A 24,636-nucleotide genomic window follows, 5' to 3' on the forward strand; every position below is an offset into this window, starting at 1 on the left:
GTGACCCGCTCGACTACCCCATGCGCCGTGACGGCCATCCGCAGCCTGTTCGCGCAACGCCATCTCGCCGTGCTGATCTGCGCGGCGGCGCTGCTGCTCAAGCTGTTGATCCCGGCGGGCTATATGATCGGGCAGGTCGATGGTCGGGCGGCGATCATCCTGTGCCCGGGCAGCGCGCCAGTGCCAGCCCCTGCCCCGGTTCCGATGGCGCATGACGGGGCCATGGCAATGGACCGTGCCGCCATGAGCCATCATCGGAGCGACCACGGTTCGGGCCATTCGGGCCAGGATCACGGCCGCGACATGCCCTGCGCCTTTGCCGGGCTGACCGCCCCCGGTCTGGCGGCGACCGATCCGATCCAGCTGGCCCTGCTCATCGCCTTCGTCATGGCGGTCGGCTTGGCCATGCCGGTCCTGCCCCGACCCGTCGTCGCGCCCTATCTGCGGCCGCCCTTGCGGGGACCGCCCGCGCTTTCCTGACCCGTCTCATCCGACGTCGCTACTTACCGCCCGCGACGTTTCCATGATGCTGCCCCCGTCCCCGGCGAGGGTTGGTCGAAAGCCTTGTCATGCCTCATAATCCTTTCGGAGCCGGACGCGCCATTGTTCGGCCGAACGCCTCCGCCGCCTTTCACCGGACCATCTGGCGCTGGCATTTCTGGGCCGGGCTGCTCGTCGCGCCGATCCTGCTGATGCTGAGCCTGACCGGCGCCATCTACCTGTTCAACGACGAGTTGAACGATGCCTTCTACCCCGAGCTTCGCTTCGTCGCGCCGCACGACACGAACGTGCCGATGTCGCGCATGATCGAGGCCGCGCTCACCGCCTATCCGGGCAGCGCGTCGCGGGTCGACATGCCCGATACCGGCGACCGTTCGGCGGTGGTCTTCGTCCAGCCGACCGAGGGACCGCCGCGTCGCGTCGCGGTCGATCCCGGAACCGGCCACGTGCTGGGCAGCGTCGTCTATGACCGGACGCTGGTCGGCTGGGCGGATGCCATGCACCGTTCCATATTGATGGGCGTGTTCGGCGAGCGGCTGGTCGAACTGGCCGTCAGTTGGGCGCTGGTCCTGCTCGTCACCGGCGTCATCCTGTGGTGGCCGCGCGGACGGTTCACCGCGGCGGGGACGCTCTGGCCACGAACGAGCGGGCGGGGACGACGCTTCTGGCGGGACCTGCATGGACCGGTCGGGGTCTGGACGGTCGCGTTGATCGGCTTCCTGATTGTCACCGGCCTGCCCTGGGCCGGGGTCAGCGGGCCGTTGATCCACCGGGTCGGCGCGGCGCTGGGCGTCGGTTATCCGCCTTCGTTCCGCCAGTATAACATACCCCATAGCATGCCGATGAAGGCCGCATTGGGCGATGTGCCCTGGACGCTGGAGGATGCTCCCCTTCCCCGATCCAGGATGCCGCACTCGGCGATGCCCGCCATGAGCGGCGAACATGCCGATCACGGCCCGGAGATGCCCGGCGCCACCCACGACCCCGCCGTCATTCGCGGCACCGACCGGGTGACGGGCATCCTGCGCACACATGGCTGGTCGGGCAGCTACCGGCTGTTCCTGCCCAAGGGCGCGGACGGGGTCTATACCGTCTTCACCTATCCCGACCGGCCGGTGGGGCAGAAGACGCTCTATATCGACCGCTACAGCTTCCGGCAGATCGGGCCGGAGGTGCATTATGCCGAATATGGCATCGTCGGCCGCGCGGTGGAGTCGGGCGTCCAGCTTCACATGGGCAATTATTTCGGCCGCGCGAACCAGTTGCTGATGCTGATCCCCTGCATCGCCATCTGGGTCCTGACGTTCAGCGGCGTGGCGATGTGGTGGAAACGTCGCCCGGCCGGACGGGTCGGCGCGCCGCCTGCGCTGTCGGGCGCGCGGGTCGGCGGGCTGCTTCTGTCGCTGGTGGTGGCGGGGATCGCCTTGCCGCTGTTCGGTATGTCGCTGGTCGTCATCGGCGTGCTCGACCGGGCCTTGCTGTGGGGCCGCCGCCGCGTCGCGATTGAACAGGCTTGAACGAAAGCCGTTATCCCACCGACCTTCGCAAAGGGATGACGGCCATGAAGAACAAGGGATTATCGCCATTGGTGGCAGGCGGTATCGCGGCAGGTGTGCTCGGGCTGAGCGCGCTGGTCGGGCGGCGCAATGCCCCCGATCCGTCGCACCCGCGCATCCGCCGTTGGTATGCGCGGCTCGACAAGCCCGGCTTCACTCCGCCCGATGCGGTGTTCGGCGCGGTCTGGCCGGTGCTGGAGACGATGGCGGCGGTCGGCGGCTATCGCCTGCTTCGCCAGCCTGCCTCCCCCGCCCGCAACGCCTCGGTCGCGCTGTGGCTGGGCAACAGCGCGATGATCGGCGGCTGGACCGAGCTGTTTTTCCGCGAACGGCGCACCGGCGCCAGCACCGCCGCCGCAGGCGCCATGGCGATCGGCACCACCGCTCTCGCCGCCACGGCCTGGAAAGTCGATCGCCCCGCTTCGGTCAGCGTGATGCCGCTGGCGGCGTGGCTGGGCTTTGCGACCCTGCTGGCGGGAGAAGTGTGGCGCCGCAACGACAACCGATAGCAGAAACGCCCCGAACATGAACTTTAGATGAAGCCGACATGAACTATTCCGCCAGGGAAACGTTCGGGGGCGATGCGGGGGAAAAGCAGCACCATCTCGATTCTGACAGCCGGTTTCCTGGCGGGATGCAACACGCATCAATCCACGCTGGCGCCGTTCGGGGCGGATGCGGCCGATATCCGCCATCTTTTCATTATCATGCTAGTGGGCGCGGTGCTGATTGCGGGCGGTGTCGCGCTGCTGATGCGCCATGCCGTCCGGGCGCCCGAGGGATCGATCGACCATCGCAAGGGGATGCGGATCGTCCTGTGGCTGGGCGGGATCATCCCGACCATCGTGCTGCTCGGGCTGCTCGCCTATTCGCTACCCTATATGAAGCCGCGCCCGGCCTCGCCCGCCGACCTGACCATCGCGGTGGATGGCGAGCAATTCTGGTGGCGCGTCGCCTATGCGCCGCCGGGCCGTCCGCCCGTGCTGAGCGCCAATGAAATCCGAATTCCCACCGGACGCACCGTCGCCTTCCGCCTGAGCGGCGGCGACGTGGTGCACAGCTTCTGGATACCAGGGCTGGCGGGCAAGATGGACATGATCCCCGGCCGCATCAACAGCCTGGTCGTGCGCGCCGACAAGCCCGGCCGCTATCGCGGGCAATGCGCCGAATTCTGCGGGCTGTCCCATGCGCTGATGGCGTTCGACGTCATCGCGATGCCGCCCGCCGCCTTCGACGCGTGGCTGGCCGAGCAGGCGCGTCCCGCCCAGCCGGGCGACGCGGCCGGAGCGCGCCTGTTCGCCGAGAATGGCTGTGGCGGCTGCCACGGCATCGCGGGCGTCACCGCGCCCAGCCAGATCGGCCCCGACCTCACCCATTTCGGATCGCGCCGGACGCTGGCGGCAGGCATCCTGCCGATGACGGAGGCGAACGTCGCCGCCTTCATCCGCCATCCCGAAAAGACCAAGCCCGGCGTCCGGATGCCGTCCTTCCCCCAATTGTCGGATGACGAGGCCATTGCCCTCGCCCGCTATCTTCAGGGCCTGAAATGAGCCTCCACGCGCAGGACGATCCCCAGCTTCGCGCCGAACAGGAAGAGCGGCTGCGCGCGGTGTGGAAACCACCCAGCGGCCTGTTCCTGCGCTGGACCGATACCAACAACAACCGGGTCGGCGTCTGGTACACGCTGACCGCGTTCGGCTTCATGCTGTTCGCGGGCGTGCTCGCGCTGATCATGCGCACCCAGCTGGCGGTGCCCGACAACGATCTCGTCTCGGCGAACACCTTCAACCAGTTGTTCACGCTGCACGGCTCGATGATGATGTTCCTGTTCGCCGTCCCGATGTTCGAGGCGGTGTCGATCATCCTGCTGCCCCAGCTGCTGGGCGCACGCGACCTGCCCTTCCCGCGCCTGTCGGCCTTTGGTTACTGGAGCTTCCTGATCGGCGGCGTGTTCGTCGGCGGCTCGATCTTCTTCAACGCCGCGCCCGATGGCGGCTGGTTCATGTATCCGCCGCTGACCACACGCACCGACCTTTCCGGGCTGGGCGCCGATATCTGGATGCTGGGCCTGTCCTTCATCGAGGTGTCGTCGGTGGCCGCCGCGGTCGAGCTGATTGTCGGCGTGCTGAAATGCCGTCCGCCCGGCATGCGGCTGAACCTGATGCCGCTCTATGCCTGGTACATCCTGGTCGTGGCGGTGATGATCCTGTTCGCCTTCCCGCCGCTGATCGCGGGCGACCTGTTGTTCGAGATGGAGCGGCTGCTCAACTGGCCGTTCTTCGACGCGGCGCGGGGCGGCGATCCGTTGCTGTGGCAGCACCTGTTCTGGATCTTCGGCCATCCGGAAGTCTATATCGTCTTCCTGCCCTCCATCGCGCTGTTCGCGATGATGATCCCGACCTTCGCGCAGCGCCATCTGCTCGGCTATCCGTGGATCGTGCTGGCTGCCGTCGGCACCGCCTTCCTGTCGTTCGGACTGTGGGTCCACCACATGTTCGCGACCGGCCTGCCCAAGATCAGCCTGGCCTTCTTCTCCGCCGCCTCCGAAGCCGTCGCCATCCCGACCGGCGTTCAGATCTTCGCCTTCATCGCCACGCTCTGGGCGGGCAAGGTGAAGTGGTCGACGCCGCTGCTCTATGCCTCGGGCAGCCTGGCGGTGTTCGTCATCGGCGGCCTGACCGGCGTGATGGTCGCGGTGGCGCCGTTCGACTGGCAGGCGCACGACACCTATTTCGTGGTCGCGCACCTCCACTATGTGCTGATCGGCGGCACGCTGCTGCCGCTGTTCGGCGGGCTTTATTATTACTGGCCGCTGATCACCGGCAAGAAGCTGTCCGACCGGCTGGGGCGCATCGCCTTCTGGATCATGTTCGTCGGCATCAACCTGACCTTCTTCCCGATGCACCTGTCGGGGCTGGAGGGCATGCCGCGTCGTGTCTTTACCTATCCGGAAGAACTGGGCATCGGCTGGCTCAACCTCGCCTCGACCGCCGGTTCCTATATGTTCGCGGCCGGTGTCGCGGTGCTGGTCGTCGACCTGATGCTCTCGCCGACGCGTGCCAAGTCGCCGCGCAACCCCTGGCATGCGGGGACGCTGGAATGGCTGGCGCATCCGGATGACGAGGATTGGGGCATCCGCTCGGTGCCGTTGGTCGAAAGCCGCTATCCGATCTGGGACCAGAAGAACTTCGTCGCCAAGGTCGATGAGGGCCGCTTCTTCCTGCCCGATGCCGAGGAAGGTCGCCGCGAGACGATCATCACCTCGGTCCTCGACGCCAAGCCCGTCTCGGTGATCCGGCTGGGCACCCCCAGCGTCAAGCCGATGATGACCGCCGCGGCACTGGGCAGCGTGTTCATCCTGACCACCTATCACCTCTACCTCATCGCCGCGCTGGGCGGTGTGGTCACGCTAGGCTGCATATTGTGGTGGCTGTGGGACACCGCCGAGATTCCGGAAAAGCCGGAAAAGCCGATCGGTCACGGCATGCGCCTGCCGCTCTATATCTCCGGCCCGGCCGCGCCCGGCTGGTGGGCGATGTTCATCACGATGATGGCGGACGCGACCGCCTTTTCGGGGCTGGTCTTTGGCTATTATTTCTACTGGACGATCCATCCCGATTTCGGCGCAGGCTTTGACGGACCGGGCAGCGGCGGGCCGCTGACGGCACTGGCCCTGTCGCTGGCCAGTTGGGCCGCGACGCTGATCGCGCGCGAGGTTCATCACCGGGGTTCGGTCAATGCCGCACGCGGGCTGCTGGTCGCGGGCGCCGTCACCGCCATCGCCAGCCTGTTCGCCGGGATAGGGTGCCTGGACGGGCTGGACCCGGAGGCCAATGTCTATCCGGCCATCGTCTGGGTGCTGGTGGTCTGGACCGTCGTCCATGCCGCCGTCGCGGCGATTATGCAGCTTTATACGCTGGCGCGCAGCATCGCGGGCAGGATGACGCCGACCCATGACGCCGATATCCGCAACATCACCGTCTATATGCATTTCTTCGCGCTGACCGCGATCGTCACCTATCTGACCATCGGCCTGTTTCCGGAGACGGGGCTATGAAGCGCTGGCTGAAAGGCGCGCACCGGCTGCGCGTCACCCTCTGGACGCTGATCGTGCCGCCGACGACGTGGGCGGTGCATTTCCTCTTCTCCTATCTCTGGGTCGCGATCTCGTGCGAGCGGATCGGCAAATGGGCACTGTTCCCCACCGCCTTTGCGATCGGGACGGTCGTCGCGCTGATCGTCATCCTCGCCTCGGGCGTGATCGCGTGGCAGCAGTCGCGCACGCCGGGCGATCCGCCGCCGCATAACGAGGGCACCGATATCGATCGGCTGCGCTTCCTGGCCTATTCGACGATGTTGCTGGCGGGATTGAGCTTCGTCGCGGTGATCTTCACCGCCATGCCCGTCCTGATGCTGGGCGATTGCCGATGAGGCGTAGCTGGTTGATGCTGGGTCTGGCGCTGTTGTCGGTCGGCTGGGCCTTCAGCACCTGGGGCATGACCGGGCATATGGTCGCGCACATGATCGCCGTGGCGGTCGCCGCGCCGCCGATCGCGCTGGGGTTGCAGGGCACCCGTTTCGATCCGGCAGTCCGCCTGCCCCGGCTCGCCATCCCGCTGGCCGCCGCCATGATCGAGGCGGTCGTGGTATGGGGCTGGCACGTCCCGGCGCTGCGGCGGCTGGCGGATCATGGGTTGCCCTGGCTGATCGCCGAGCAGGTCAGCTTCCTGGCGGTCGGCCTGCTGCTCTGGGCCGCCGTGCTCGCGCCGCGTCACCGGGCCGCCGGCGTTGCCGCCCTGCTCGTCACCTCGATGCACATGACCTTGCTGGGCGCGCTGATCGGCCTCGCCCCGCGGCCGCTCTACAGCCATCATGACATGGGGGCGCTGGCGGATCAGCAGATGGCGGGCGTCGTGATGCTGCTGGTCGGCGGCGTCGCCTATCTATGCGGCGGGCTGGCGATGCTCGCGCGCCTGCTCCAGACCAAAGAAGAGGCGCACGCATGACGATCCGCATCACCTGGAAGCGGGCACTGGCGACGCTGCTCGGTCTAGCGCTGCTCGGCATGGGCCTGGCCTGGTCGGGCGTCATCAACCTGGCCGCCTCCAGCGGGCATTGGGCGATCACCGACTGGTTCCTTCACTGGGCGATGCGCAATTCGGTGCGCACCCATGCCGCCTTCACCGCACCTAAGGACCCCGCCGATGCTAGCGGGCTGGTGAGCGCGGCCGGGCATTTCGCCAATAGCTGTGCCGTCTGTCACGGAGCCCCAGGCCAGAAGCCCGCCCCCGTGATGCAGGCCGCGACCCCACCCGCGCCCGACCTGTCGGTCAATGCCCGCGAGTGGACCGACAAGCAGCTGTTCTGGATCCTCCAGCACGGCGTCAAATATACCGGTATGCCCGCCTGGGCCGTGCAGGACCGCCAAGACGAAGTGCGCCGCATGGTGGCATTCGTCCGCCGCCTGCCCGACATGACGCCCGCCCAATATCGCGCGCTGGTCGCCGAGGCGTCGCCCGCTGTCGATCCCGACAATTGCACCGGATGCCATGGCACCGACGGCCGGGGTCGCGGCGCGCCCGACATTCCGGTTTTGGGCGGTCAGAGCCCCGAATATCTGCTCGCGGCACTCAAGGGCTACGCCAACGGCACCCGGTCGAGCGCGGTGATGCAGCAGGTCGCGATGCGCATGGAGCCCGCCGACATGGAGGCCGCCGCGCGCCGCTTCGCTGCGATGCCGGGGCTTGGCGCGAAGCCTGCGGGCGATTCGGCGGCGGCGCAGATCGTCGAGCGCGGACTGCCCGACAAACAGCTTCCCGCCTGTGTCAGCTGTCACACGCCCGGCAAGCCCTATCCCGTCCTCGCCGGACAGCGGGCCAGCTATATCGCCGCGCGCCTGCGCCATTGGCAGGGCGACAAGAATGTCGTCGACGCGCGCAAGAGCCACGCGACCATGCCCGTCATCGCGCGACGTATCCCGAAGGACATGATCGATCCGATCGCGCGTTATCTGGCGGGGGATGCGGGGTCGATGCGCTGACGGCTGGCGCCTTCAAGGCGCGGTATGAAAAGGCATTCCTCCCGGTAAGGAGAGGAATGCCTAAAACGCTGATGTCCGTGACTTCAGGCGCTCGCTACCCAGGCCAAGTCCTCTGGCAGATGTCCCGGCGGCAAACAGCGGAAGCCGGGCCGTGCGATCAGATAGCCCTGCATGTACCGCACGCCCAGCGCCCGGAGCGCGTCATATTCGTGGATCGTCTCCACGCCCTCGGCGATGATCGCGATGCCCATCTTCTCGGCGATCCGGATCACGCCTTCGACGATCATGCGCCGGGGCATGGTCTGGTCGATGCCCCGGATCAGCGCCATGTCGAGCTTGATATAGTCGGTCCTGACCTGCCCCAGCAGGGTCAGCCCGGCATGGCCCGCACCGAAATCGTCGATCGCGGTTCCGAAGCCCATGCAGTGATAGGTATCCAAAATGGTCTTCAGATGCGCGCCGTCGCCGATCTCCGCCTGTTCGGAAAATTCGAAGATCAGACGCTCATGGGGGACATTCAGCCGTCGCATGGTGTCCAGCGTCGGCTCCAGGCAGGCGAGCGGCGAATAGACGGTGTCGGGAAAGAAGTTGATCGACAGCCGCGCACCGCCGTCGAGCAGCCCCGCCGCCACCGCGCCCTCGATCGCGGCGACCCGGCATTGCTGGTCGAAGTCGTAGCGCTCCTCGGGTCTGATCCGCGTCAGAATATCGTCGGCGCCCTCGCCCTTGCTGCCCCGGACCAGCGCTTCATAGGCGATGGGTCGTCCCGTCTCGACATCCATGATCGGCTGGAACGCCATCGCGATGGCGAAGGCCGGATGATCGGGACAAAAGCTGCGATACCCCTGCTGCATGACAGTCTCCTTTGGCCATGAGCATAAGGAGAGGCCGCTAAAGGCACGTTAAATTGTCGGGCAACCGGCATCATATTGCCGAATCTTGCCGAACGGCCGCCGAAAAGGACGGAAAGCCTGGCCGATCAGGCTGATCACCATTCCTTCCGGACCACTAAGTCATTGGAAAGAATGGTGGGCGCGACAGGGATTGAACCTGTGACCCCACCCGTGTGAAGGGTGTGCTCTACCGCTGAGCTACGCGCCCGTAACCGGGAGACGGGCCTTTAGGCGGCGACTCGCCGCCTGTCCAGCCCAAAATTTCGGATTTAGTTGACCGAATCCTTCAGCAGCTTGCCCGGCTTGAACTTGGGCTGCGACGAGGCCTTGATGGTCATCGGCTCGCCGGTGCGCGGGTTACGGCCGGTCGAGGCCTTGCGCTTGGAAACCGAGAAAGTGCCGAAGCCAACGAGGCGAACTTCATCACCCTTTTTCAGGGCAGCGGTGATCGATTCAAACACGGCATCGACCGCCTTGACCGCATCGCCGCGGGCCAGGCCCGAGGAGTCGGCGACGGTGGCGATCAGCTCCTGCTTGTTCATTCCATAACCCCCTATGATTTCGACGAATAACCAGACGGACTCGGTGCCGCCCAAATATTAAAGGACCGATAATGACGCGGCAGGCGGTGCTGTCAAACCCCACCCTTATCCCCCATCCTTATCCAAAGCGAAGGATGGCGCAAACAGAAGCGCGTGTCATCCTTGTGACATCGTTTGAAAAAGGCCGCCGATCCTTCGACCGGCGGCCCCGTCCTTGCGACGACCAGTGCGCGACGATCAGTGGTGACGTTCGCCGCCGACCGCCGGGATTGCGGCGGGCGGCAGCGCCGCCAATTCATCCGCATCGGTCCAGTCGATCGCCTCCAGCGGCTCGACCAGGGCCAGGCGAAGCACCTCGTCGACATGCGCCACCGGCACGATCTTCAGCCCGTTCAGGATGTTGGCGGGGATATCCGCCAGATCCTTCTCATTCTCTTGCGGGATGAGCACGGTGGTGATGCCGCCACGCAGCGCCGCGAGCAGCTTTTCCTTCAGGCCACCGATCGGCAACACCCGGCCACGCAACGTGACCTCGCCGGTCATCGCCACATCCTTGCGCACCGCGATGCCGGTCAGCGTCGACACGATCGAGGTGACGAGGCCGATACCCGCCGACGGACCATCCTTGGGCACCGCGCCCTCGGGCAGGTGGATATGGATGTCCTTGCGGTGGAACAGCGACGGCTTGATCCCGAAGCTGGGGCTGCGCGCCTGGACGAAGCTGAAGGCGGCCTGGACCGATTCCTTCATCACATCGCCCAGCTTGCCGGTGGTCTTCACCTGGCCCTTGCCCGGCACCGTCACCGATTCGATGGTCAGCAACTCGCCACCCACCTCGGTCCAGGCGAGGCCCGTGACCGCACCGATCTGGTCTTCCTGCTCGGACAGGCCGTGGCGGTACTTCTGGACGCCTGCGAACTCATGCAGGTTTTCCGGCGTGATCGTCACCGACGTCGCCTTGCCCTCCAGGATCTGGCGCAGCGCCTTGCGGGCGAGGCGCGCAATCTCGCGCTCCAGCGTACGCACGCCCGCCTCGCGGGTGTAGCGCTGGATCAGGGCACGCAGGCCCTCCTGGGTCAGGGTGAACTCACCGTCCTTCAGGCCATGCGTCTCGACCTGCTTGGCGACCAGGTGACGCTCGGCGATCTCGACCTTCTCGTCCTCGGTATAACCCTCCAGACGGATGATCTCCATGCGGTCGAGCAAAGGCTGCGGCAGGTTCAGCGTGTTTGCCGTGCACACGAACATCACGTCCGACAGATCGATATCGATCTCCAGATAGTGGTCGTTGAACTTGGCGTTCTGCTCCGGATCGAGCACTTCCAGCAGTGCCGAGGCGGGATCGCCGCGGAAATCCTGGCCCAGCTTGTCGATCTCGTCGAGCAGAAACAGCGGGTTGCCGGTGCCCGCCTTTTTCAGGTTGGTCACGATCTTGCCCGGCAGCGAGCCGATGTACGTCCGGCGGTGGCCGCGAATCTCGGCCTCGTCGCGCACACCGCCCAAGCTCTGGCGAATGAATTCGCGCCCGCACGCCTTGGCGATCGACTGGCCCAGTGAAGTCTTGCCGACGCCCGGCGGGCCGACGAGACACAGGATCGGCCCCTTCAGCTTGTTGGTGCGCGCCTGAACGCCGAGATATTCGACGATCCGGTCCTTCACCTTTTCCAGCGCATAGTGATCCTGATCCAGGATCGCCTGCGCCGCCGCGATGTCCTTCTTCACCTTGGACTTCTTGCCCCAGGGCAAGCCGAGCAGCACGTCGAGGTAATTGCGCACGACCGTCGCCTCGGCGCTCATCGGCGCCATGGTCTTCAGCTTCTTCAGCTCGGCGGTCGCCTTGGTGCGCGCTTCCTTCGACAGCTTGAGCGTCGCGATCTTCTGGGTCAGCTCGGCGATCTCGTCGCCGTCGCCGTCCTCGCTCTCATTGCCCAGCTCGCGCTGGATCGCCTTGAGCTGTTCGTTGAGATAATATTCGCGCTGCGTCTTCTCCATCTGGCGCTTGACGCGGCTCTTGATCTTTTTCTCGACCTGAAGGACGCCCAGTTCGCCTTCCATCAGGGCATAGGCCATTTCCAGCCGCTTGGCCGGATCGGTTTCCACCAACAATGCCTGCTTGTCGGCGACCTTGACCGAAATATTCGCGGCGACCGCATCGGCCAGCTGCGAGGCATCCTCGATCTCGGCCAGCTGCACGGCCGTTTCGGCGGGCAGCTTGCGATTGAGCTTGGCGTAATTCTCGAACTGGTCGACCACCGAACGCATCAGCGCGGCAACCTGCGCCTTGACGTCATGCTCCTGCTCTTCAAGCGCGGTTTCGTCGCTCTCGACCACGGTCGTGTCGATGGTGGAGGTCAGGTGGGTGCCCGACTCGTCCAGCTCGACCAGGCGGCCGCGCGTCTTGCCCTCGACCAGCACGCGTACCGTGCCGTCGGGCAGCTTCAGCAGTTGCAGGACGCTGGCGGTCACGCCGATCTCGTACAGATCCTCACGCGAGGGATCGTCCTCGGCGGGATCCAACTGGGCGACCAGGAAAATTTCCTTGTCCGTCGCCATCGCCGCTTCCAGTGCCGCGACCGATTTGTCGCGGCCGACGAACAGGGGCACGATCATGTGCGGGAAGACGACGATGTCACGCAGCGGGAGGACGGGATAGGTCTGGTTCATGCAAACTCCGGTCGGCCCGATCAGGGCCTCTTCGTATCTATATATGGGGAGGGTTGCCGATCCATCAATTCCCACTGCGACGAGACGCTGCGGCACGGCTTGCCAAGCCGCATCGCTTGGGCGAAACCAGACACCATGAATCGTATACGGAATGCCGCTCTCGCGCTGCTCGCCTCCTCGTTTCTCTGCGCCGCCCCGTCCGGTGCCCAGACATCCAAGGCGCTTCCGGCCAAGGGTGAGCCGCCGCTGACCGTGCAGACCATGATCTCCGGCGGCGTCCGTCCACCCGAGCAACTCGCCGTCCGCTTCGACCGTGCCGACCTGTCGTTCGAGATACTGCCCGATACGCAGGAGTTGAACGGCATTGCGGTGCTGGACTTTACCGCAAAGGCGCCGCTGGCGCGGCTGGTGATCGATCTCGACCGGAATTTGCCGGTCAAGGCGATCGCCATCGACGGAAAGCCCCTCAAGCCCGCCGCCTGGTCCAACCCGGAAGGGCAGCTGGTCGTCACCCTGCCCCGTGCGCTGCGCGCCGGGCAGACGGTCAGTGCAAAGATCAGCTATGGCGGCACGCCGCATGTCGCGGTGCGGGCGCCCTGGGATACTGGCGTCGTCTGGGCCAAGACGCCGGACGGGCGACCCTGGTTCGCCACGACCGATCAAGGCTATGGCTGCGACCTGCTCTGGCCGTGCCTCGACTATCCGATGGGCGAGCCGGGCCTGGTCACGCTGCACATCACGGTGCCCAAGGGGCTGAAGGCCCCGTCCAACGGCGTGCTGCTGGGCGTCGATACGCTGCCCGATGGGCGGACCCGGTGGAACTGGCGGACCAAGCATCCCAACACCTACGCCATCGCGCTGAACGTCGGCCCGTACGAGGTGGTCGAGGGGAAATATAAGAGCCGCTTCGGCAACACGATCCCGATGTTCTACTGGTATCTGCCCGGCGAAAAAGAGAAGGCGGAAGGGCTGTTTAAAGAGTTCGCGCCGACGCTGGATTTCTTCGAGTCGACCGTCGGCCCCTTCCCCTTCGGCGACGAGAAGCTGGGGGTGGTCGAGACCCCGCACAAGGGCATGGAGCACCAGACGATCAACGCCTACGGCAATGAATATGCCAAGGCGCCGGAAGGGTTCGACTGGTTGTTCCAGCATGAGTTCAGCCATGAATGGTTCGGCAACCAGCTGACCAATGTCGACTGGGACGATTTCTGGCTGCACGAGGGTTATGGCAGCTATATGCAGCCCAGCTATGGCCGCTGGCGTGAGGGCGAGGCGCGCTATGCGGTGATGATGGACGCGCAGCGCGGGCAGATCGCCAACAAGGCCCCCATCGTTCACGACCGAAGCATGACCGAGCAGGATGTCTATGAAGAGGCCAAGGGCGGTCCCGGCCTCGACATCTATATGAAGGGGTCGTGGATGCTGCACACGCTCCACAATCTGATCGGGGGCAAGGCGTTCTGGGACGTGACGCGGCTGGCCGTCTATGGCCGGACCGATCCCAGGCCGGGGAATTTCACGCCCCGCTATGGCTCGACCAAGGAATATGAGGGCTTTGTTCGGCAGGTCACGGGCAAGGACTATGGCTGGTTCTTCAACGTCTATCTGCGTCAGGCGGCGTTGCCCGAGATCGTCGAGACGCGCCGTGGCGACCAACTGACCCTGACCTGGAAGGTGCCCGGCGGCGGGCCCTTCCCGATGCCGGTCGAGGTTCAGGTCGGCGACAAGGTCGAGACGCTGCTGATGACGGACGGCACCGGCACGCTGACCGTGCCCGCCGACGCGCATGTCGTGGTCGATCCCTGGGCGAAGGTGCTGAAGCGCTCGGTCGCGATCGAGCAGTTCCGGGCGTGGAAGGCGGAACAGGCGGCGAAGAAGAAGTAGGGTCGGTCATCCCCCTGCGCTTCGACTGCGCGCAACGCGAACGGAAACGGGATAGCGCCCCTCCCTCCGTTCAGCCTGAGCGACGAAGGCCACGGGCAGACTTCGAACCCAGCCTGTTCCCCGGCGAAGGCCGGGGTCCAGTTGCGGTGCCGTTGTGATGGCGCGGTGAATGGGCGTGGGAGGCCGTTGCCACTGATCGCCATGCCCCCCCCAACGCAATGCCCCTATTCTCTCTCGACTATGGAGAATGGACCCCGGCCTTCGCCGGGAACACCAAGTAGACCACCCCTGGCCTTCGACTTCGCTCAGGCTGAACGGGCATTGGGGATCAAGGCACGACCGTCACGAACAGATACGCCGCGAAGATCACCAGATGCACCGCGCCGCCCAGCACGGTCGTCCGCCCATTGCCCAGCGTCAGCGTGATGGTGAACAGCGACAGGACCAGCAGGATCATCTGCTTGGCCCCGATCCCCAGCGCCAGCGGCAGCCCTAGCATCAGCGAGACGATCGCCACCGCCGGAATGGTCAGGCCGATGGTCGCCAGCGCCGAGCCCAACGCGAGGTTGAGGCTGGTCTGAAGCCGGTTGCGCTTGGCCGCCCGGTACGCCGCCAGGCTCTCGGGCGCCAGCACCAGCGCCGCGATCACCACACCGACGATGGCAAGCGGCAGGCCCGCTCCCAGGATCGCCGCCTCGACGATGCCCGACAGCCCCTTGGCCAGCAGGACCACCCCGACCAGCGCGACCAGCAACATGCCCAACGCCGCCCAAGCCGCCGCATTGGTCGGCGGCTCGGCATGGGCATCGGCGGGCATGTCCTCGTCGGCGGGCAGGAAATAGTCGCGGTGCCGCACCGTCTGCACCATGACGAAGGTGCCGTAGAGGATGACGCTGACGATCGCGACGAAGACCAGTTGCGAGGTCGCATAGGTCGGCCCCGGCGCGGACGAGACATAATTGGGCAGGACCAGCGACAGCACGACCATCGCAGTCAGCACGTTGAGCGACGAACTCGCGCCCCGCAGCGAAAAGCGCTGTTCGCCATGCTGAAATCCCCCGGCGAGCAGGCACAGGCCGACGATGCCGTTCAGGATGATCATGATCGCCGCGAACACCGTGTCGCGCGCCAGGCTGGACGCGTCGCCGGCGTCGGACAGCATCAGGCTAACGATCAGCGACACCTCGATCACCGTGACCGCAACCGCCAGGACCAAGGTGCCGAAGGGCTCGCCGACCCGGTGCGCGACGACCTCCGCCTGATGGACCGCCGACAGTACGCAGCCGAACAGGATGATCGCCGCGACGACCACTCCGACCGTCCCCATCTTGTAGAGCGACACCGCGATGGCGAGCAGGCCCAGGATCGGGAACACCAGGGTCCACCAGGGCATCAGCAGACGCTGGAGCAGCGCGCGCTTCTGTCCGGCGGTGACGATGGCGTCGGGTTCGCTCATGGCTGGTCTCTTCTCCTCAACGTGACGGGGATGATGACATCCCTGTCATGCCAATGCGCCAACCGCCCTGTTGGGTCCCGACGCCCGCAAGATTCATTGCGATGTCGAAACCATATGTAGCCCCTTCTAGGGCTAAACGCGTATCAAGCTCTGTTTTGGAGCGGCAGTTCACCAGGCGTTGCAAGTCTGAGGGCAGTGGCGCCTCAACCCGCGTCATTCTCCACCCTGTAACGCAACCAGATTTCACCACCCGGCAACACCTCATGATGGGTCAGCGTCAGCCCGGTCAGCGGTGCGGGCGTATCCGCATCCTCCTCATCCGAATGAAACAGGCTGGGCGCCCCCGCCGCGCCGTCGATCGCGGGGCAGAGCGCCATGCTGATCTCGTCGATCAACCCGGCACGCAGGAATTCGCCATTGGCCGTGCCACCACCCTCGACCAGCAGCGTCTCAACGCCCAATTCCTGGTTCAGGATATCAGGCACGGCGCGCAGGTCGATCATATCCGTTCCGGCAAAGACATAGGATACCCCGTCGCTCCGCAGCCCGGCCAGATGCGAGTCCGGCACCGCCTCGGTCAGCACGACGACGATCGGGTCGCCACCAATATCGCCCCGGCCCCAGACGATCTTGCCCTGTTCGTCCAGCACCACGCCGAACGCGTCGGCCCCACGGGTCGCGAACCAGTTTTCGCGCGGGAAGATTTCGTCCGTATCGGGATAACGGTCGCCCTTGGCGAATTCCTGCCCCGTCACCCGCCCGACGATCCAGGCGTCGCCATCGATCCGGTCGTGCAGATCCTCGAAGAGTTCACCGGGCTTGTAGCTCTCGGGCCGCCAGCGGCTTTGCAGGATGCGCCCGTCCAGGCTGCAAATCATGTGGCAGATCATATGGGGTTTCATCGCGGCATCTCCTGTTCGGAGCGGCAACGCGTGGTAAAGCAGAGGGGTTCGGCATTTGTCCCATTCCTCCCCTTGCAGGGGAGGAATGTTTATAGTCCGCCGACCGGCCGGATCATCGACCAGAAGCGCGGGCCGCCCCTGGGCACCGACCATTCCCCGGTCAGTTGGAAGCCCAGCCGCGTATAAAGCCCGACATTGCTCTCGGTCGCCGTCTCCAGATAGGCGGGTACGCCGTCGGCATCGCACCGAGCCAGCCCCGCCCGGATCGATGCACCGCCCAGCCCCCGCCCCTGCTGCGCCGGGTCGACACCGGCGATATGCAGATACCAAAAGGGCTCAGCCGGAAAATGCGCCTCGATCGAATCGCCCAGCCGCATCGCGCGCAGCAGCGATGTGCCCAACGCGTGCAGCACCGGAATCAGCCGCCGGACATAGGCCGCCATAGGCACATGCGCCTGCCCCGGCGGTCGCCAGAAGGTTCCGGCGTCCGCCGCTTCGCTGACCAACCGCATCCCCACCGCATCACTGTCGAACAACAGCGCGAACAGGCGCGGCAGGCGTTTCGCCCGGTCGGCGGCGTCGGGGAAGATATAGGACATGGCCGGATCATCGGCAAAGGCACGTCCCAGCATCGTCGCCACCGCCACCCGGTCGCCCGCCCCCGCCTCTCGGATCGTCACCATAGCATTCCCCATAGGAAAACGGGCGCCTCCCCCAGGGGAAGCGCCCGTCATCCATTCCATGACGTCACGGCCCCGTTCAGGCTGCCGCGCCGTCCGTCTTCTTGGCCTTTTCGGCATAGACGCGGATCGGTTCCTTGCGGCCCTCGACCACGTCCTTGTCGACCATCACTTCGTCGACACCGTCCATGCCGGGCAGGTCGAACATGGTGTCGAGCAAAATGCCCTCCAGGATCGAACGAAGCCCGCGTGCACCGGTCTTGCGCTCGATCGCCTTCTTGGCGACCGTGGTCAGCGCGTCGTCGGTGAAGTCGAGTTCGACATTCTCCATCTCGAACAGCTTTTGATACTGCTTGACCAGCGCGTTCTTCGGCTCGGACAGAATCTTGACCAGCGCCGCGATGTCGAGGTCTTCGAGCGTGGCGATGACCGGCAGACGGCCGACGAATTCGGGGATCAGGCCGAACTTGAGGAGATCCTCCGGCTCGGTCTGGCGCAGATATTCGCCGGTCCGCTTCTCCTCGGGCGCCGCGACATAGGCACCGAAGCCGATCGACTTGCCCTGCAGACGGTCGCCGATGATCTTCTCGAGCCCTGCGAATGCGCCGCCGCAGATGAACAGGATGTTCGTCGTGTCGACCTGCAGGAATTCCTGCTGCGGATGCTTGCGGCCACCCTGAGGGGGAACGCTGGCGGTCGTGCCTTCCATCAGCTTGAGCAGCGCCTGCTGAACGCCCTCGCCCGACACGTCGCGGGTGATCGAGGGGTTCTCGGCCTTGCGGCTGATCTTGTCGATCTCGTCGATATAGACGATGCCGCGCTGCGCCCGCTCGACATTGTAATCCGACGCCTGGAGCAGCTTCAGGATGATGTTCTCGACATCCTCGCCGACATAACCGGCCTCGGTCAGCGTCGTCGCGTCCGCCATGGTGAACGGCACGTCGAGGATACGCGCCAGCGTCTGCGCCAGCAGCGTCTTGCCGCAACCGGTCGGGCCGACGAGCAGGATGTTCGACTTGGCCAGTTCGACATCGGCGCCCTTCGCACCATGGTTCAGGCGCTTATAGTGGTTGTGCACTGCGACCGACAGGACACGCTTGGCCTGCTTCTGCCCGATGACATAATCGTCGAGCACGTTGCAGATTTCCTGCGGCGTCGGGACGCCACCATCTTTCTTGGACACCAAAGCGGACTTGGTCTCCTCACGGATGATGTCGTTGCATAGCTCCACGCACTCGTCGCAAATGAAGACGGTCGGCCCCGCGATCAGCTTGCGCACCTCGTGCTGCGACTTGCCGCAGAACGAGCAATAGAGGGTGCTTTTCGAGTTGCCACCGCTCACCTTGTCCATCAATCACCTCTCGCACCCATGAAGCGGTGCGCTACCGTTGCCGGGGTGCGCATCGTACCGCACCCCGATAAAGTCACAATCGAAATAAACCGTTCACGCTGAACGACCCGTCTTATGCCGCGGTCGACGCGTCGTCGGCCGGGGTCGGACGCTTGTCGAACACCTGGTCGATCAGGCCGAACTCCTTGGCCTCCTCGGCGCTCATGAACTTGTCGCGGTCCATCGCGCGCTCGATCTCCTCAAGCGGCTTGCCGGTGTACTTGGCGTACAGCGTGTTCAGGAAATGCCGCATGCGCAGGATTTCGCGCGCCTGGATCTCGATATCGGCCGCCATGCCCTGCGCCCCGCCAGAAGGCTGGTGGATCATGATGCGGCTGTTCGTGGTCGCCACGCGCATGCCCGGCTCACCGGCCGACAGCAGGAAGCTGCCCATCGAGGCGGCCTGGCCGATGCACAGCGTGCCGACGCGCGGACGGATATACTGCATCGTGTCATGGATCGCCATGCCCGCCGTGACGACACCGCCCGGCGAGTTGATGTACATATAGATGTCCTTCTTCGGATTTTCCGACTCAAGGAACAGCAGCTGCGCGCAGATCAGCGACGCCATGCCGTCCTCGACACCGCCGGTGACGAAGATGATGCGCTCGCGGAGCAGTCGGCTGAAGATATCGAACGACCGTTCGCCGCGGTTCGACTGTTCGATGACGATCGGAACCAGCCCGGCCTGCGTCTGCCGCAGCCCGACGCCAGCATGTGCCAGCGGGCTCGCGAAATCGCCGGTCTCGAACGGATTGTGCATGGAAATCTCTCTTATGCCCAGAAGAGCCCCTATGTCGCGTGGTGGCCGCGCATATTCAAGCCCCGGCGGCATCCCGTGATGCTGCCGTGCAGCGTTTATGGCTTTCAGGGGTGAAAATCCGATTAGCGCGGGTTTCCGGGCGCAGGCAGCGCCAGATAGGCCAGCCGCCGAACCTCCTGCCGCCCACGTACCACGGTGTCGAGGATCAGCCCGGTGAAGACGTTCAGCGCGGCGAGCAGCATCAGGCCGGTCGACAGGATGGCGGTCGGGAAGCGCGGCACCTGATGCGTCTGAAGATAGGTCAGGATGATCGGCACGGCGAGCAGGATGGAAAGCGCCGCGAGCAGCGCCGCGACCGCGCCGAAGAACCACATCGGCCGCTCGATCCGGTACAGCTTCAGGATGGTGCGCAGGATGCGCCAGCCGTCCGAATAGGTGGACAGCTTCGACGCCGACCCCTCGGGCCGCGCATAATAGGGCGTGGCGATCTCGGCACAGGGCATTTTCAGCTCCAGGGCGTGAACGCTGATCTCGGTCTCGATCTCAAAGCCGACCGACAGGACCGGGAAGCTCTTGACGAAGCGACGCGAGAAGACGCGATAACCCGACAGGATGTCGGTGAAGCTGCGCCCGAACAGCTTGGCGAGCATGCCCGTCAGCATGGCGTTGCCGAAGCGATGCCCGCGACGATAGGCGAGTTCCGCCTCGCTCACCCGCTGGCCGACCACCATGTCGAGCTGTTCCTCGACCATGCGCGCGACCAGGTCGGGTGCCGAAGCCGCGTCATAGGTGGCGTCGCCGTCCGCCATGACATAGATGTCGGCGTCGATATCGGCGAACATGCGCCGCACGACCGCGCCCTTGCCCTGGATCCGCTCCGACCGGACCACGGCGCCCGCCGCGCGTGCGACCTCGACCGTACGGTCCTTGCTGTTATTGTCATAGACATAGATGGTCGCGGTCGGCAGCGCCTCGCGGAAGCCCGCAATCGTCTGGGCGATCGCCGCTTCCTCGTTATAGCATGGCAACAGCACCGCAATGCTTGGCCCGGCCCCCTGATAGTCCATCATTCTTCCCTCGTGCGGCTTTACGGTCAGCCGAAGCGGTGCCCCTTATGGCGGATCGCAAGCTAAAGCGAGACGGCGCCGGTCAGGCTTGCCCCCGGATCGGGCATATCCCTAAGCTGCGCCATGAACGAGTCAAAGCCGGATCGACGGCGTTTCGGAATATCATGGCCGATGGCCGTGGCGATCCTGGCAGGGGCGGCGATCCTGTCCTGGGTCGCGGTCGCCAACGGCTTTCCGTTGGTCTTTGCCGACTCGGGAACCTATTTGCGGATACCGCTCAAACTCTTCTATCCGACCGATCGGCCGCCCGTTTATGGCCTTGCCATCGGATTGCCGCTGTGGATCACGGGGGTCTGGGGAATCGTCGCGGTCCAGGCGATCGGCAGCGTGTTGATGATCGCGATGACGCTCGCCATCATTGGCGGCCGCCTTCATGCATGGGATGTGGTCGCGACCTGTGCCCTTCTGGGCCTGGGGAGCAGCCTGCCCTGGTTCGTCGGACAGATCATGCCCGACATCGCCACCGGCTTCGTGCCGCTGGTCCTGTTCGCGTTGCTCGCCCGCCCCTCCGATACGCCCCTATGGCAGCGCGGCGGACTGGCGGTGCTACTGGCCCTGTTGATCGCGGTGCATCTCAGTCATGTGCTGCTGACAGCCGGGCTGCTCGGGCTGGCGGCGGTCGCGATGCTGGTGAGCGGCACTGGGTGGCGGGAGACGATCCGGCGATCCCTGCCCGCCGCACTGGCCATCGCATTGACGCTGCTGGGTCTGAGCGGCCTGAACCGGGTTGCGGGTTATGAGTTCAGGCCTGCCTTGTCGTCCGACACCTTCCTGCTCGCACGGCTGTTCGACGGGCATGTGGCGCAACCGACGCTGGTGCGGCTGTGTCGCGAGCGCACGCTTGCCCATTGTACGGTGCGCCCCCTGGTCGACGATCCTCTGGTCGCCAAGCCGGGCCAGGCCTATCTCTGGGATCGGCGTTCGCCGCTCGGTGCGATGCTCCACCGCGACCGGCCGGGCGTGATCGCCGAGCAGCGGATGATCATCCGCGACGTGCTGCACGACGATCCCGGCGGCGTCGCGACATTGGCGTGGCAGGGCTTTGCCGAGCAACTGAGGACCGTCCGCAAGGGCGTATTGCCGCCTTATGCCGCCGACATGCAGATTGCGCGTATCCTAAAGACCCGCCTGCCGGACGCCTACCAGGCGTTTTCGGTATCGCGGCAGCAGCGAGGGGCGCTCGATCCGCTGAAATTCGCACCCGATGTCGCGGTGGCGGTGGCGGTCGTCCTGCTGCTGCCCGTGATGCTGATCTGGGCGATACGCAAGCGGCGATGGCCGTTGCTGGGGCTGACGGGGCTGGTCGTCGCGACATTGCTGCTCAACGCGGCCATCACCGGCGACCTGTCCGGCCCCGACGATCGGTATCAGAGCCGGGTGCTGTGGCTGCTGCCGCTGCTCGCCGCATGCTTTGTCATCGGCACCCAGCGGCGCCCGGTTCTTGACCGTGCTGATATTGCCTTAAACTAACGCGAGCCCCTCCCCTTTTGGAGTGGGGCCTAGCCACAAGCGCGGAGTTCATGGAAGCGCCCCACCCCCGGCCCCTCCCCTGAAGGGGAGGGGTGAGTCCATATCATATCATCTTGTTTTAAAAGCACGGTGGGCCTGAACGACAAAAGGGCGACCGCTCGCGCGGCCGCCCTTTTTATCAGCTGGCGGGCCGAAGCCCGCTCAGGCCGTCCTTACTCGGTCGGCGCAGCCTTCTTGGCGCGCGGCTTCTTGGCAGGGGCCTCGGCGGCTTCCGCTTCGCCTTCCGCCGGAGCCGCAGCCTTCTTGGCACGCGGCTTCTTGGCGGGGGCTTCGTCGGTCGCCTCGGCGGCTTCCGCCTCGCCCTCGGCCGGAGCGGCCTTCTTGGCGCGGGTCGCCTTCTTCGGCGCGTCCGTGGCGTCCTCTTCGGCCGCGTCCTCGGTCACGTCGGCCTTCTTGGCCTTCGCCTTCTTGGCGCCGTGGTCGTGATCATGGTCGTGATCATGATTGTGGATGTGCGTGCCGGTCGCGAAGCCGTCTTCGCTCTCGATCGCGGCTTCCAGCTCCTCACGGGTGGTTTCGCGGTCGGTGATCTCGGCCTTGCCGAACAGGAAGTCGACGACCTTGTCCTCATAGAGCGGGGCGCGCAGCTGGGCGGCGGCCATCGGCTCCTGCTGGACATACTGGATGAAACGCTGGCGATCTTCCGGGCCGTACTGCTGCGCGGCCTGCGCGATCAGGCGGTTCATTTCCTGCGCGGTCACTTCCACGCCGTTCGCCTGACCGATCTCCGAGAGGAGCAGGCCCAGACGGACGCGGCGCTCGGCGATCTTCTTATAATCGTCGCGCTCCTTCTCCATCTCGGCCTTGGCGGCCTCGGGATCTTCCTCATGGGTCGCTTCATGCTCGAGCTGCGCCCAGATCTGCGAGAACTCGGCCTCGACCATCGAAGGCGGGACTTCGAAGTCATGACCATCGGCCAGCTGGTCGAGCAGCTTGCGCTTCATGTACGTGCGGGTCAGGCCGTTATGCTCCTGCTCGATCTGCCCCTTCAGCAGACCGCGCAGCTGCTCCAGGCTCTCGAGACCCAGATTCTTGGCCATCTCGTCATCGACCTTGGCTTCGCCGGCGGTCTTCACCGACTTGATCGTCAGGTCGAAGGTCGCGGGCTGACCGGCCAGGTCCTTGGCGGGATAGTCCTCGGGGAAGGTGACCGAGATCTGCTTCTCTTCACCGGCCTTCACGCCGACCAGTTGGTCCTCGAAACCGGGGATCAGGCGACCGCCGCCGATCTCGACGGCCATGTCCTCACCCGAGCCGCCCTCGAAGGCGACGCCGTCCATGGTCTTGCCGACGAAGTCGACGGTGACCTGGTCGCCCTGCTCGGCGGCCTTGTCGCCCGCATCGTCCCAGCGCTTCTGCTGGTCAGCGAACTTCTGCAGCTGCTCGTCGATCGCCTCGTCGGCGACCGGCACGGTCAGACGCTCGAGCTTCAGCGCGTCGATCGCCGGGGTCGGGACCTGCGGCAGGACTTCGAGCGTGACGCTCAGCGTGGCGTCCTGGCCCTGCTCATACTCGCCGACCAGTTCGACCTGGGGCTGCATCGCGGGACGCAGGTTCTTCTCGGCGATCAGCGACTGCACGCCTTCCTGCAGCGCGGTGTTCAGCGCATCCTGAAGCAGCGCCGGGCCGTGCATCTTGCGAACCAGGTTCGTCGGCACCTTGCCGGGGCGGAAGCCGGGCATCTTCATCTGCGGAGCGATCCGCTTCAGCTCGGCATCGACCTTACCCTCGATGTCCTTGGCAGTGATGGTGAGCGTGTAGGCGCGCTTCAGCCCCTCGTTCAGCGTCTCGACAGTCTGCATCTAAAGGCCTTCAATCTGGAGAAATTCCGTGTGGCTGTCGCCCCGTTGTGACCGGGGACTGGTGCGGGCGAAGGGACTCGAACCCCCACATCTTACGATACTGGAACCTAAATCCAGCGCGTCTACCAGTTCCGCCACGCCCGCACGAGGACACCGCCGATGGGCGCGCGTCTATATCACCCTGGGCGGCTTCGGCAAGGGACAACAGGCAACATCGGCGTGTCCGATGCGTTTATGCCCTCCCCAGCCGGAAAAACGGCCACATTTACGGAGAGCGAGAATGGCAACCCAGCCCCCGCCCGAAAGCCCGACGCCGACCCAACCGGCCCAGCCCGATACGCCGCCGCCCGAAATCGTGCCGCCCGGCCCGGACATCGACCAGCCCGCCCCCGGCGTCGGTCCCGGCGATCCCGGTACCGCTCAGCCGCCCCAGATTTGAAAGGAGCCGATCATGGCGACCAACCCCGAAAACCATCCCGACAGCCCGCCCAGCGAGGCGCCCGAGAACAACCCCGACAGCCCGCCACGCGAGGACCCGCGCAGCGACATCGAACAGGCGGTCGAGGCGCGTTCGGACGCGGTTGCGCGTGGCGAGGGCGGTGAAGAGCCGGTGACGTTTACCGATACCGGCGAGCATGACGGCGTCGGCGGGACCGGCGGCGTGGTGCGGAACCAGGATCTGGATGCGCAGTAGGTTGTGATTTCGGGGGATGGGCTCGGTGAGACACCGTTGCCCTCCCCCATCCCCTCCCGCCTGCGGGAGGGGAGAAGCTTGTGGTGAGGCGGGAAAATTATCGCAGGTCGTTTGCTAGAGCTAACGTCACGATAGCGCACACCGCTAGTCTAGAGCACGCCCCTCCCGCAGGCGGGAGGGGATGGGGGAGGGAAAGCCACGGGCGATAGGCT

At 65.4% G+C, this 24,636-nt stretch carries 22 protein-coding genes and 2 tRNA genes; 12 read left to right on the forward strand and 12 right to left on the reverse strand.

Going from position 1 to position 24,636, the window contains the following annotated elements:
• The 8 genes from ASF14_RS08450 to ASF14_RS08485 all read left to right on the forward strand — a co-directional run bounded on the left by ASF14_RS08450 (position 1) and on the right by ASF14_RS08485 (position 8,097).
• Positions 1-480, forward strand: coding sequence for a hypothetical protein (locus ASF14_RS08450; protein ID WP_236696995.1), 480 nt, complete (start codon positions 1-3; stop codon positions 478-480).
• Between the two features lie 89 nt (positions 481-569).
• Positions 570-2,018: a PepSY-associated TM helix domain-containing protein gene (locus ASF14_RS08455; protein ID WP_056434557.1), complete on the forward strand. Its 1,449-nt coding sequence runs from the start codon at positions 570-572 to the stop codon at positions 2,016-2,018.
• 44 nt (positions 2,019-2,062) lie between these two features.
• On the forward strand, positions 2,063-2,566 hold the full coding sequence (locus ASF14_RS08460) for a TspO/MBR family protein (RefSeq protein ID WP_056434559.1): 504 nt from the start codon (positions 2,063-2,065) through the stop codon (positions 2,564-2,566).
• Positions 2,567-2,638: 72 nt separating this feature from the next.
• On the forward strand, positions 2,639-3,607 hold the full coding sequence (gene coxB / locus ASF14_RS08465; RefSeq protein ID WP_056434099.1) for a cytochrome c oxidase subunit II: 969 nt from the start codon (positions 2,639-2,641) through the stop codon (positions 3,605-3,607).
• Positions 3,604-6,114 carry a cytochrome c oxidase subunit I gene (gene ctaD, locus ASF14_RS08470; protein WP_056434101.1) on the forward strand — a complete coding sequence of 837 codons (2,511 nt, stop codon included), beginning with the start codon at positions 3,604-3,606 and terminating at the stop codon, positions 6,112-6,114. The genes coxB and ctaD overlap by 4 nt, the downstream gene beginning before the upstream one ends.
• Positions 6,111-6,488: a hypothetical protein gene (locus ASF14_RS08475; RefSeq protein ID WP_056434103.1), complete on the forward strand. Its 378-nt coding sequence runs from the start codon at positions 6,111-6,113 to the stop codon at positions 6,486-6,488. The genes ctaD and ASF14_RS08475 overlap by 4 nt, the downstream gene beginning before the upstream one ends.
• Positions 6,485-7,063, forward strand: coding sequence for a cytochrome c oxidase assembly protein (locus tag ASF14_RS08480; protein WP_056434105.1), 579 nt, complete (start codon positions 6,485-6,487; stop codon positions 7,061-7,063). The genes ASF14_RS08475 and ASF14_RS08480 overlap by 4 nt, the downstream gene beginning before the upstream one ends.
• Positions 7,060-8,097, forward strand: a complete 1,038-nt coding sequence (locus ASF14_RS08485) for a c-type cytochrome (protein ID WP_056434107.1) — start codon at positions 7,060-7,062, stop codon at positions 8,095-8,097. Before ASF14_RS08480 ends, ASF14_RS08485 begins: the two co-directional genes overlap by 4 nt.
• Before the next feature lie 83 nt (positions 8,098-8,180).
• Here the strand turns inward: ASF14_RS08485 and ASF14_RS08490 are convergent, their stop codons facing one another.
• The 4 genes from ASF14_RS08490 to lon form a co-directional block, all read right to left on the reverse strand.
• Positions 8,181-8,951, reverse strand: a complete 771-nt coding sequence (locus ASF14_RS08490) for an EAL domain-containing protein (protein ID WP_236696996.1) — start codon at positions 8,949-8,951, stop codon at positions 8,181-8,183.
• Between the two features lie 172 nt (positions 8,952-9,123).
• Positions 9,124-9,198: transfer RNA gene (locus ASF14_RS08495), tRNA-Val, on the reverse strand.
• 61 nt (positions 9,199-9,259) lie between these two features.
• Entirely contained in the window at positions 9,260-9,547 is a 288-nt protein-coding gene (locus ASF14_RS08500) for an HU family DNA-binding protein (RefSeq protein WP_269083245.1), read from the reverse strand.
• A gap of 222 nt (positions 9,548-9,769) precedes the next feature.
• Positions 9,770-12,196: an endopeptidase La gene (gene lon, locus ASF14_RS08505; protein ID WP_056434109.1), complete on the reverse strand. Its 2,427-nt coding sequence runs from the start codon at positions 12,194-12,196 to the stop codon at positions 9,770-9,772.
• A 135-nt stretch (positions 12,197-12,331) separates the two neighbouring features.
• Here lon and ASF14_RS08510 point away from each other — a divergent pair, with 135 nt between their 5' ends.
• Positions 12,332-14,080 carry a M1 family metallopeptidase gene (locus ASF14_RS08510; protein ID WP_236696997.1) on the forward strand — a complete coding sequence of 583 codons (1,749 nt, stop codon included), beginning with the start codon at positions 12,332-12,334 and terminating at the stop codon, positions 14,078-14,080.
• A 328-nt stretch (positions 14,081-14,408) separates the two neighbouring features.
• Here ASF14_RS08510 and ASF14_RS08515 read toward each other — a convergent pair whose 3' ends face one another.
• The 6 genes from ASF14_RS08515 to ASF14_RS08540 all read right to left on the reverse strand — a co-directional run bounded on the left by ASF14_RS08515 (position 14,409) and on the right by ASF14_RS08540 (position 20,341).
• Complete coding sequence (locus tag ASF14_RS08515) at positions 14,409-15,536, reverse strand: calcium:proton antiporter (protein WP_056434111.1); 1,128 nt, start codon at positions 15,534-15,536, stop codon at positions 14,409-14,411.
• 203 nt (positions 15,537-15,739) lie between these two features.
• A complete protein-coding gene (locus tag ASF14_RS08520; protein ID WP_056434113.1) occupies positions 15,740-16,438 on the reverse strand; it encodes a RibD family protein in 699 nt (232 codons plus the stop codon).
• 89 nt (positions 16,439-16,527) lie between these two features.
• On the reverse strand, positions 16,528-17,121 hold the full coding sequence (locus ASF14_RS08525; RefSeq protein WP_056434115.1) for a GNAT family N-acetyltransferase: 594 nt from the start codon (positions 17,119-17,121) through the stop codon (positions 16,528-16,530).
• Positions 17,122-17,197: 76 nt separating this feature from the next.
• Positions 17,198-18,469 (reverse strand): ATP-dependent Clp protease ATP-binding subunit ClpX, encoded by a 1,272-nt coding sequence (gene clpX, locus ASF14_RS08530; protein WP_042489865.1) that lies wholly within the window; start codon positions 18,467-18,469, stop codon positions 17,198-17,200.
• A gap of 112 nt (positions 18,470-18,581) precedes the next feature.
• Entirely contained in the window at positions 18,582-19,271 is a 690-nt protein-coding gene (gene clpP, locus ASF14_RS08535; protein WP_056434117.1) for an ATP-dependent Clp endopeptidase proteolytic subunit ClpP, read from the reverse strand.
• Positions 19,272-19,393: 122 nt separating this feature from the next.
• Positions 19,394-20,341, reverse strand: a complete 948-nt coding sequence (locus ASF14_RS08540; RefSeq protein ID WP_443025772.1) for a glycosyltransferase family 2 protein — start codon at positions 20,339-20,341, stop codon at positions 19,394-19,396.
• A 168-nt stretch (positions 20,342-20,509) separates the two neighbouring features.
• On the opposite strand from ASF14_RS08540, the gene ASF14_RS08545 reads away from it, so the two are divergent.
• Complete coding sequence (locus tag ASF14_RS08545) at positions 20,510-21,868, forward strand: hypothetical protein (RefSeq protein ID WP_056434121.1); 1,359 nt, start codon at positions 20,510-20,512, stop codon at positions 21,866-21,868.
• A gap of 212 nt (positions 21,869-22,080) precedes the next feature.
• Here ASF14_RS08545 and tig read toward each other — a convergent pair whose 3' ends face one another.
• Complete coding sequence (gene tig, locus ASF14_RS08550; RefSeq protein WP_056434123.1) at positions 22,081-23,730, reverse strand: trigger factor; 1,650 nt, start codon at positions 23,728-23,730, stop codon at positions 22,081-22,083.
• Between the two features lie 59 nt (positions 23,731-23,789).
• Positions 23,790-23,874 (reverse strand) — tRNA-Leu (locus ASF14_RS08555).
• A gap of 136 nt (positions 23,875-24,010) precedes the next feature.
• Between ASF14_RS08555 and ASF14_RS21855 the strand changes: the two genes are divergently transcribed.
• Positions 24,011-24,169: a hypothetical protein gene (locus ASF14_RS21855; protein ID WP_168371512.1), complete on the forward strand. Its 159-nt coding sequence runs from the start codon at positions 24,011-24,013 to the stop codon at positions 24,167-24,169.
• Positions 24,170-24,181: 12 nt separating this feature from the next.
• Positions 24,182-24,424: a hypothetical protein gene (locus ASF14_RS08560; protein WP_056434125.1), complete on the forward strand. Its 243-nt coding sequence runs from the start codon at positions 24,182-24,184 to the stop codon at positions 24,422-24,424.
• Positions 24,425-24,636: the final 212 nt, after the last annotated feature.

It is taken from the genome of Sphingomonas sp. Leaf257 (assembly GCF_001422185.1).
Taxonomy (GTDB): Bacteria; Pseudomonadota; Alphaproteobacteria; order Sphingomonadales; family Sphingomonadaceae; genus Sphingomonas; species Sphingomonas yabuuchiae.

Coding starts and splice junctions, on each gene's coding strand:
- ASF14_RS08455 (WP_056434557.1), top strand. CDS start 570: ATGCCTCATAATCCTTTCGGAGCCGGACGCGCCATTGTTCGGCCGAAC.
- ASF14_RS08460 (WP_056434559.1), top strand. CDS start 2,063: ATGAAGAACAAGGGATTATCGCCATTGGTGGCAGGCGGTATCGCGGCA.
- coxB (WP_056434099.1), top strand. CDS start 2,639: ATGCGGGGGAAAAGCAGCACCATCTCGATTCTGACAGCCGGTTTCCTG.
- ctaD (WP_056434101.1), top strand. CDS start 3,604: ATGAGCCTCCACGCGCAGGACGATCCCCAGCTTCGCGCCGAACAGGAA.
- ASF14_RS08475 (WP_056434103.1), top strand. CDS start 6,111: ATGAAGCGCTGGCTGAAAGGCGCGCACCGGCTGCGCGTCACCCTCTGG.
- ASF14_RS08480 (WP_056434105.1), top strand. CDS start 6,485: ATGAGGCGTAGCTGGTTGATGCTGGGTCTGGCGCTGTTGTCGGTCGGC.
- ASF14_RS08485 (WP_056434107.1), top strand. CDS start 7,060: ATGACGATCCGCATCACCTGGAAGCGGGCACTGGCGACGCTGCTCGGT.
- ASF14_RS08490 (WP_236696996.1), bottom strand. CDS start 8,951: ATGCAGCAGGGGTATCGCAGCTTTTGTCCCGATCATCCGGCCTTCGCC.
- lon (WP_056434109.1), bottom strand. CDS start 12,196: ATGAACCAGACCTATCCCGTCCTCCCGCTGCGTGACATCGTCGTCTTC.
- ASF14_RS08510 (WP_236696997.1), top strand. CDS start 12,332: ATGAATCGTATACGGAATGCCGCTCTCGCGCTGCTCGCCTCCTCGTTT.
- ASF14_RS08515 (WP_056434111.1), bottom strand. CDS start 15,536: ATGAGCGAACCCGACGCCATCGTCACCGCCGGACAGAAGCGCGCGCTG.
- ASF14_RS08520 (WP_056434113.1), bottom strand. CDS start 16,438: ATGAAACCCCATATGATCTGCCACATGATTTGCAGCCTGGACGGGCGC.
- ASF14_RS08525 (WP_056434115.1), bottom strand. CDS start 17,121: ATGGTGACGATCCGAGAGGCGGGGGCGGGCGACCGGGTGGCGGTGGCG.
- clpX (WP_042489865.1), bottom strand. CDS start 18,469: ATGGACAAGGTGAGCGGTGGCAACTCGAAAAGCACCCTCTATTGCTCG.
- clpP (WP_056434117.1), bottom strand. CDS start 19,271: ATGCACAATCCGTTCGAGACCGGCGATTTCGCGAGCCCGCTGGCACAT.
- ASF14_RS08540 (WP_443025772.1), bottom strand. CDS start 20,341: ATGATGGACTATCAGGGGGCCGGGCCAAGCATTGCGGTGCTGTTGCCA.
- ASF14_RS08545 (WP_056434121.1), top strand. CDS start 20,510: ATGGCCGTGGCGATCCTGGCAGGGGCGGCGATCCTGTCCTGGGTCGCG.
- tig (WP_056434123.1), bottom strand. CDS start 23,730: ATGCAGACTGTCGAGACGCTGAACGAGGGGCTGAAGCGCGCCTACACG.
- ASF14_RS21855 (WP_168371512.1), top strand. CDS start 24,011: ATGGCAACCCAGCCCCCGCCCGAAAGCCCGACGCCGACCCAACCGGCC.
- ASF14_RS08560 (WP_056434125.1), top strand. CDS start 24,182: ATGGCGACCAACCCCGAAAACCATCCCGACAGCCCGCCCAGCGAGGCG.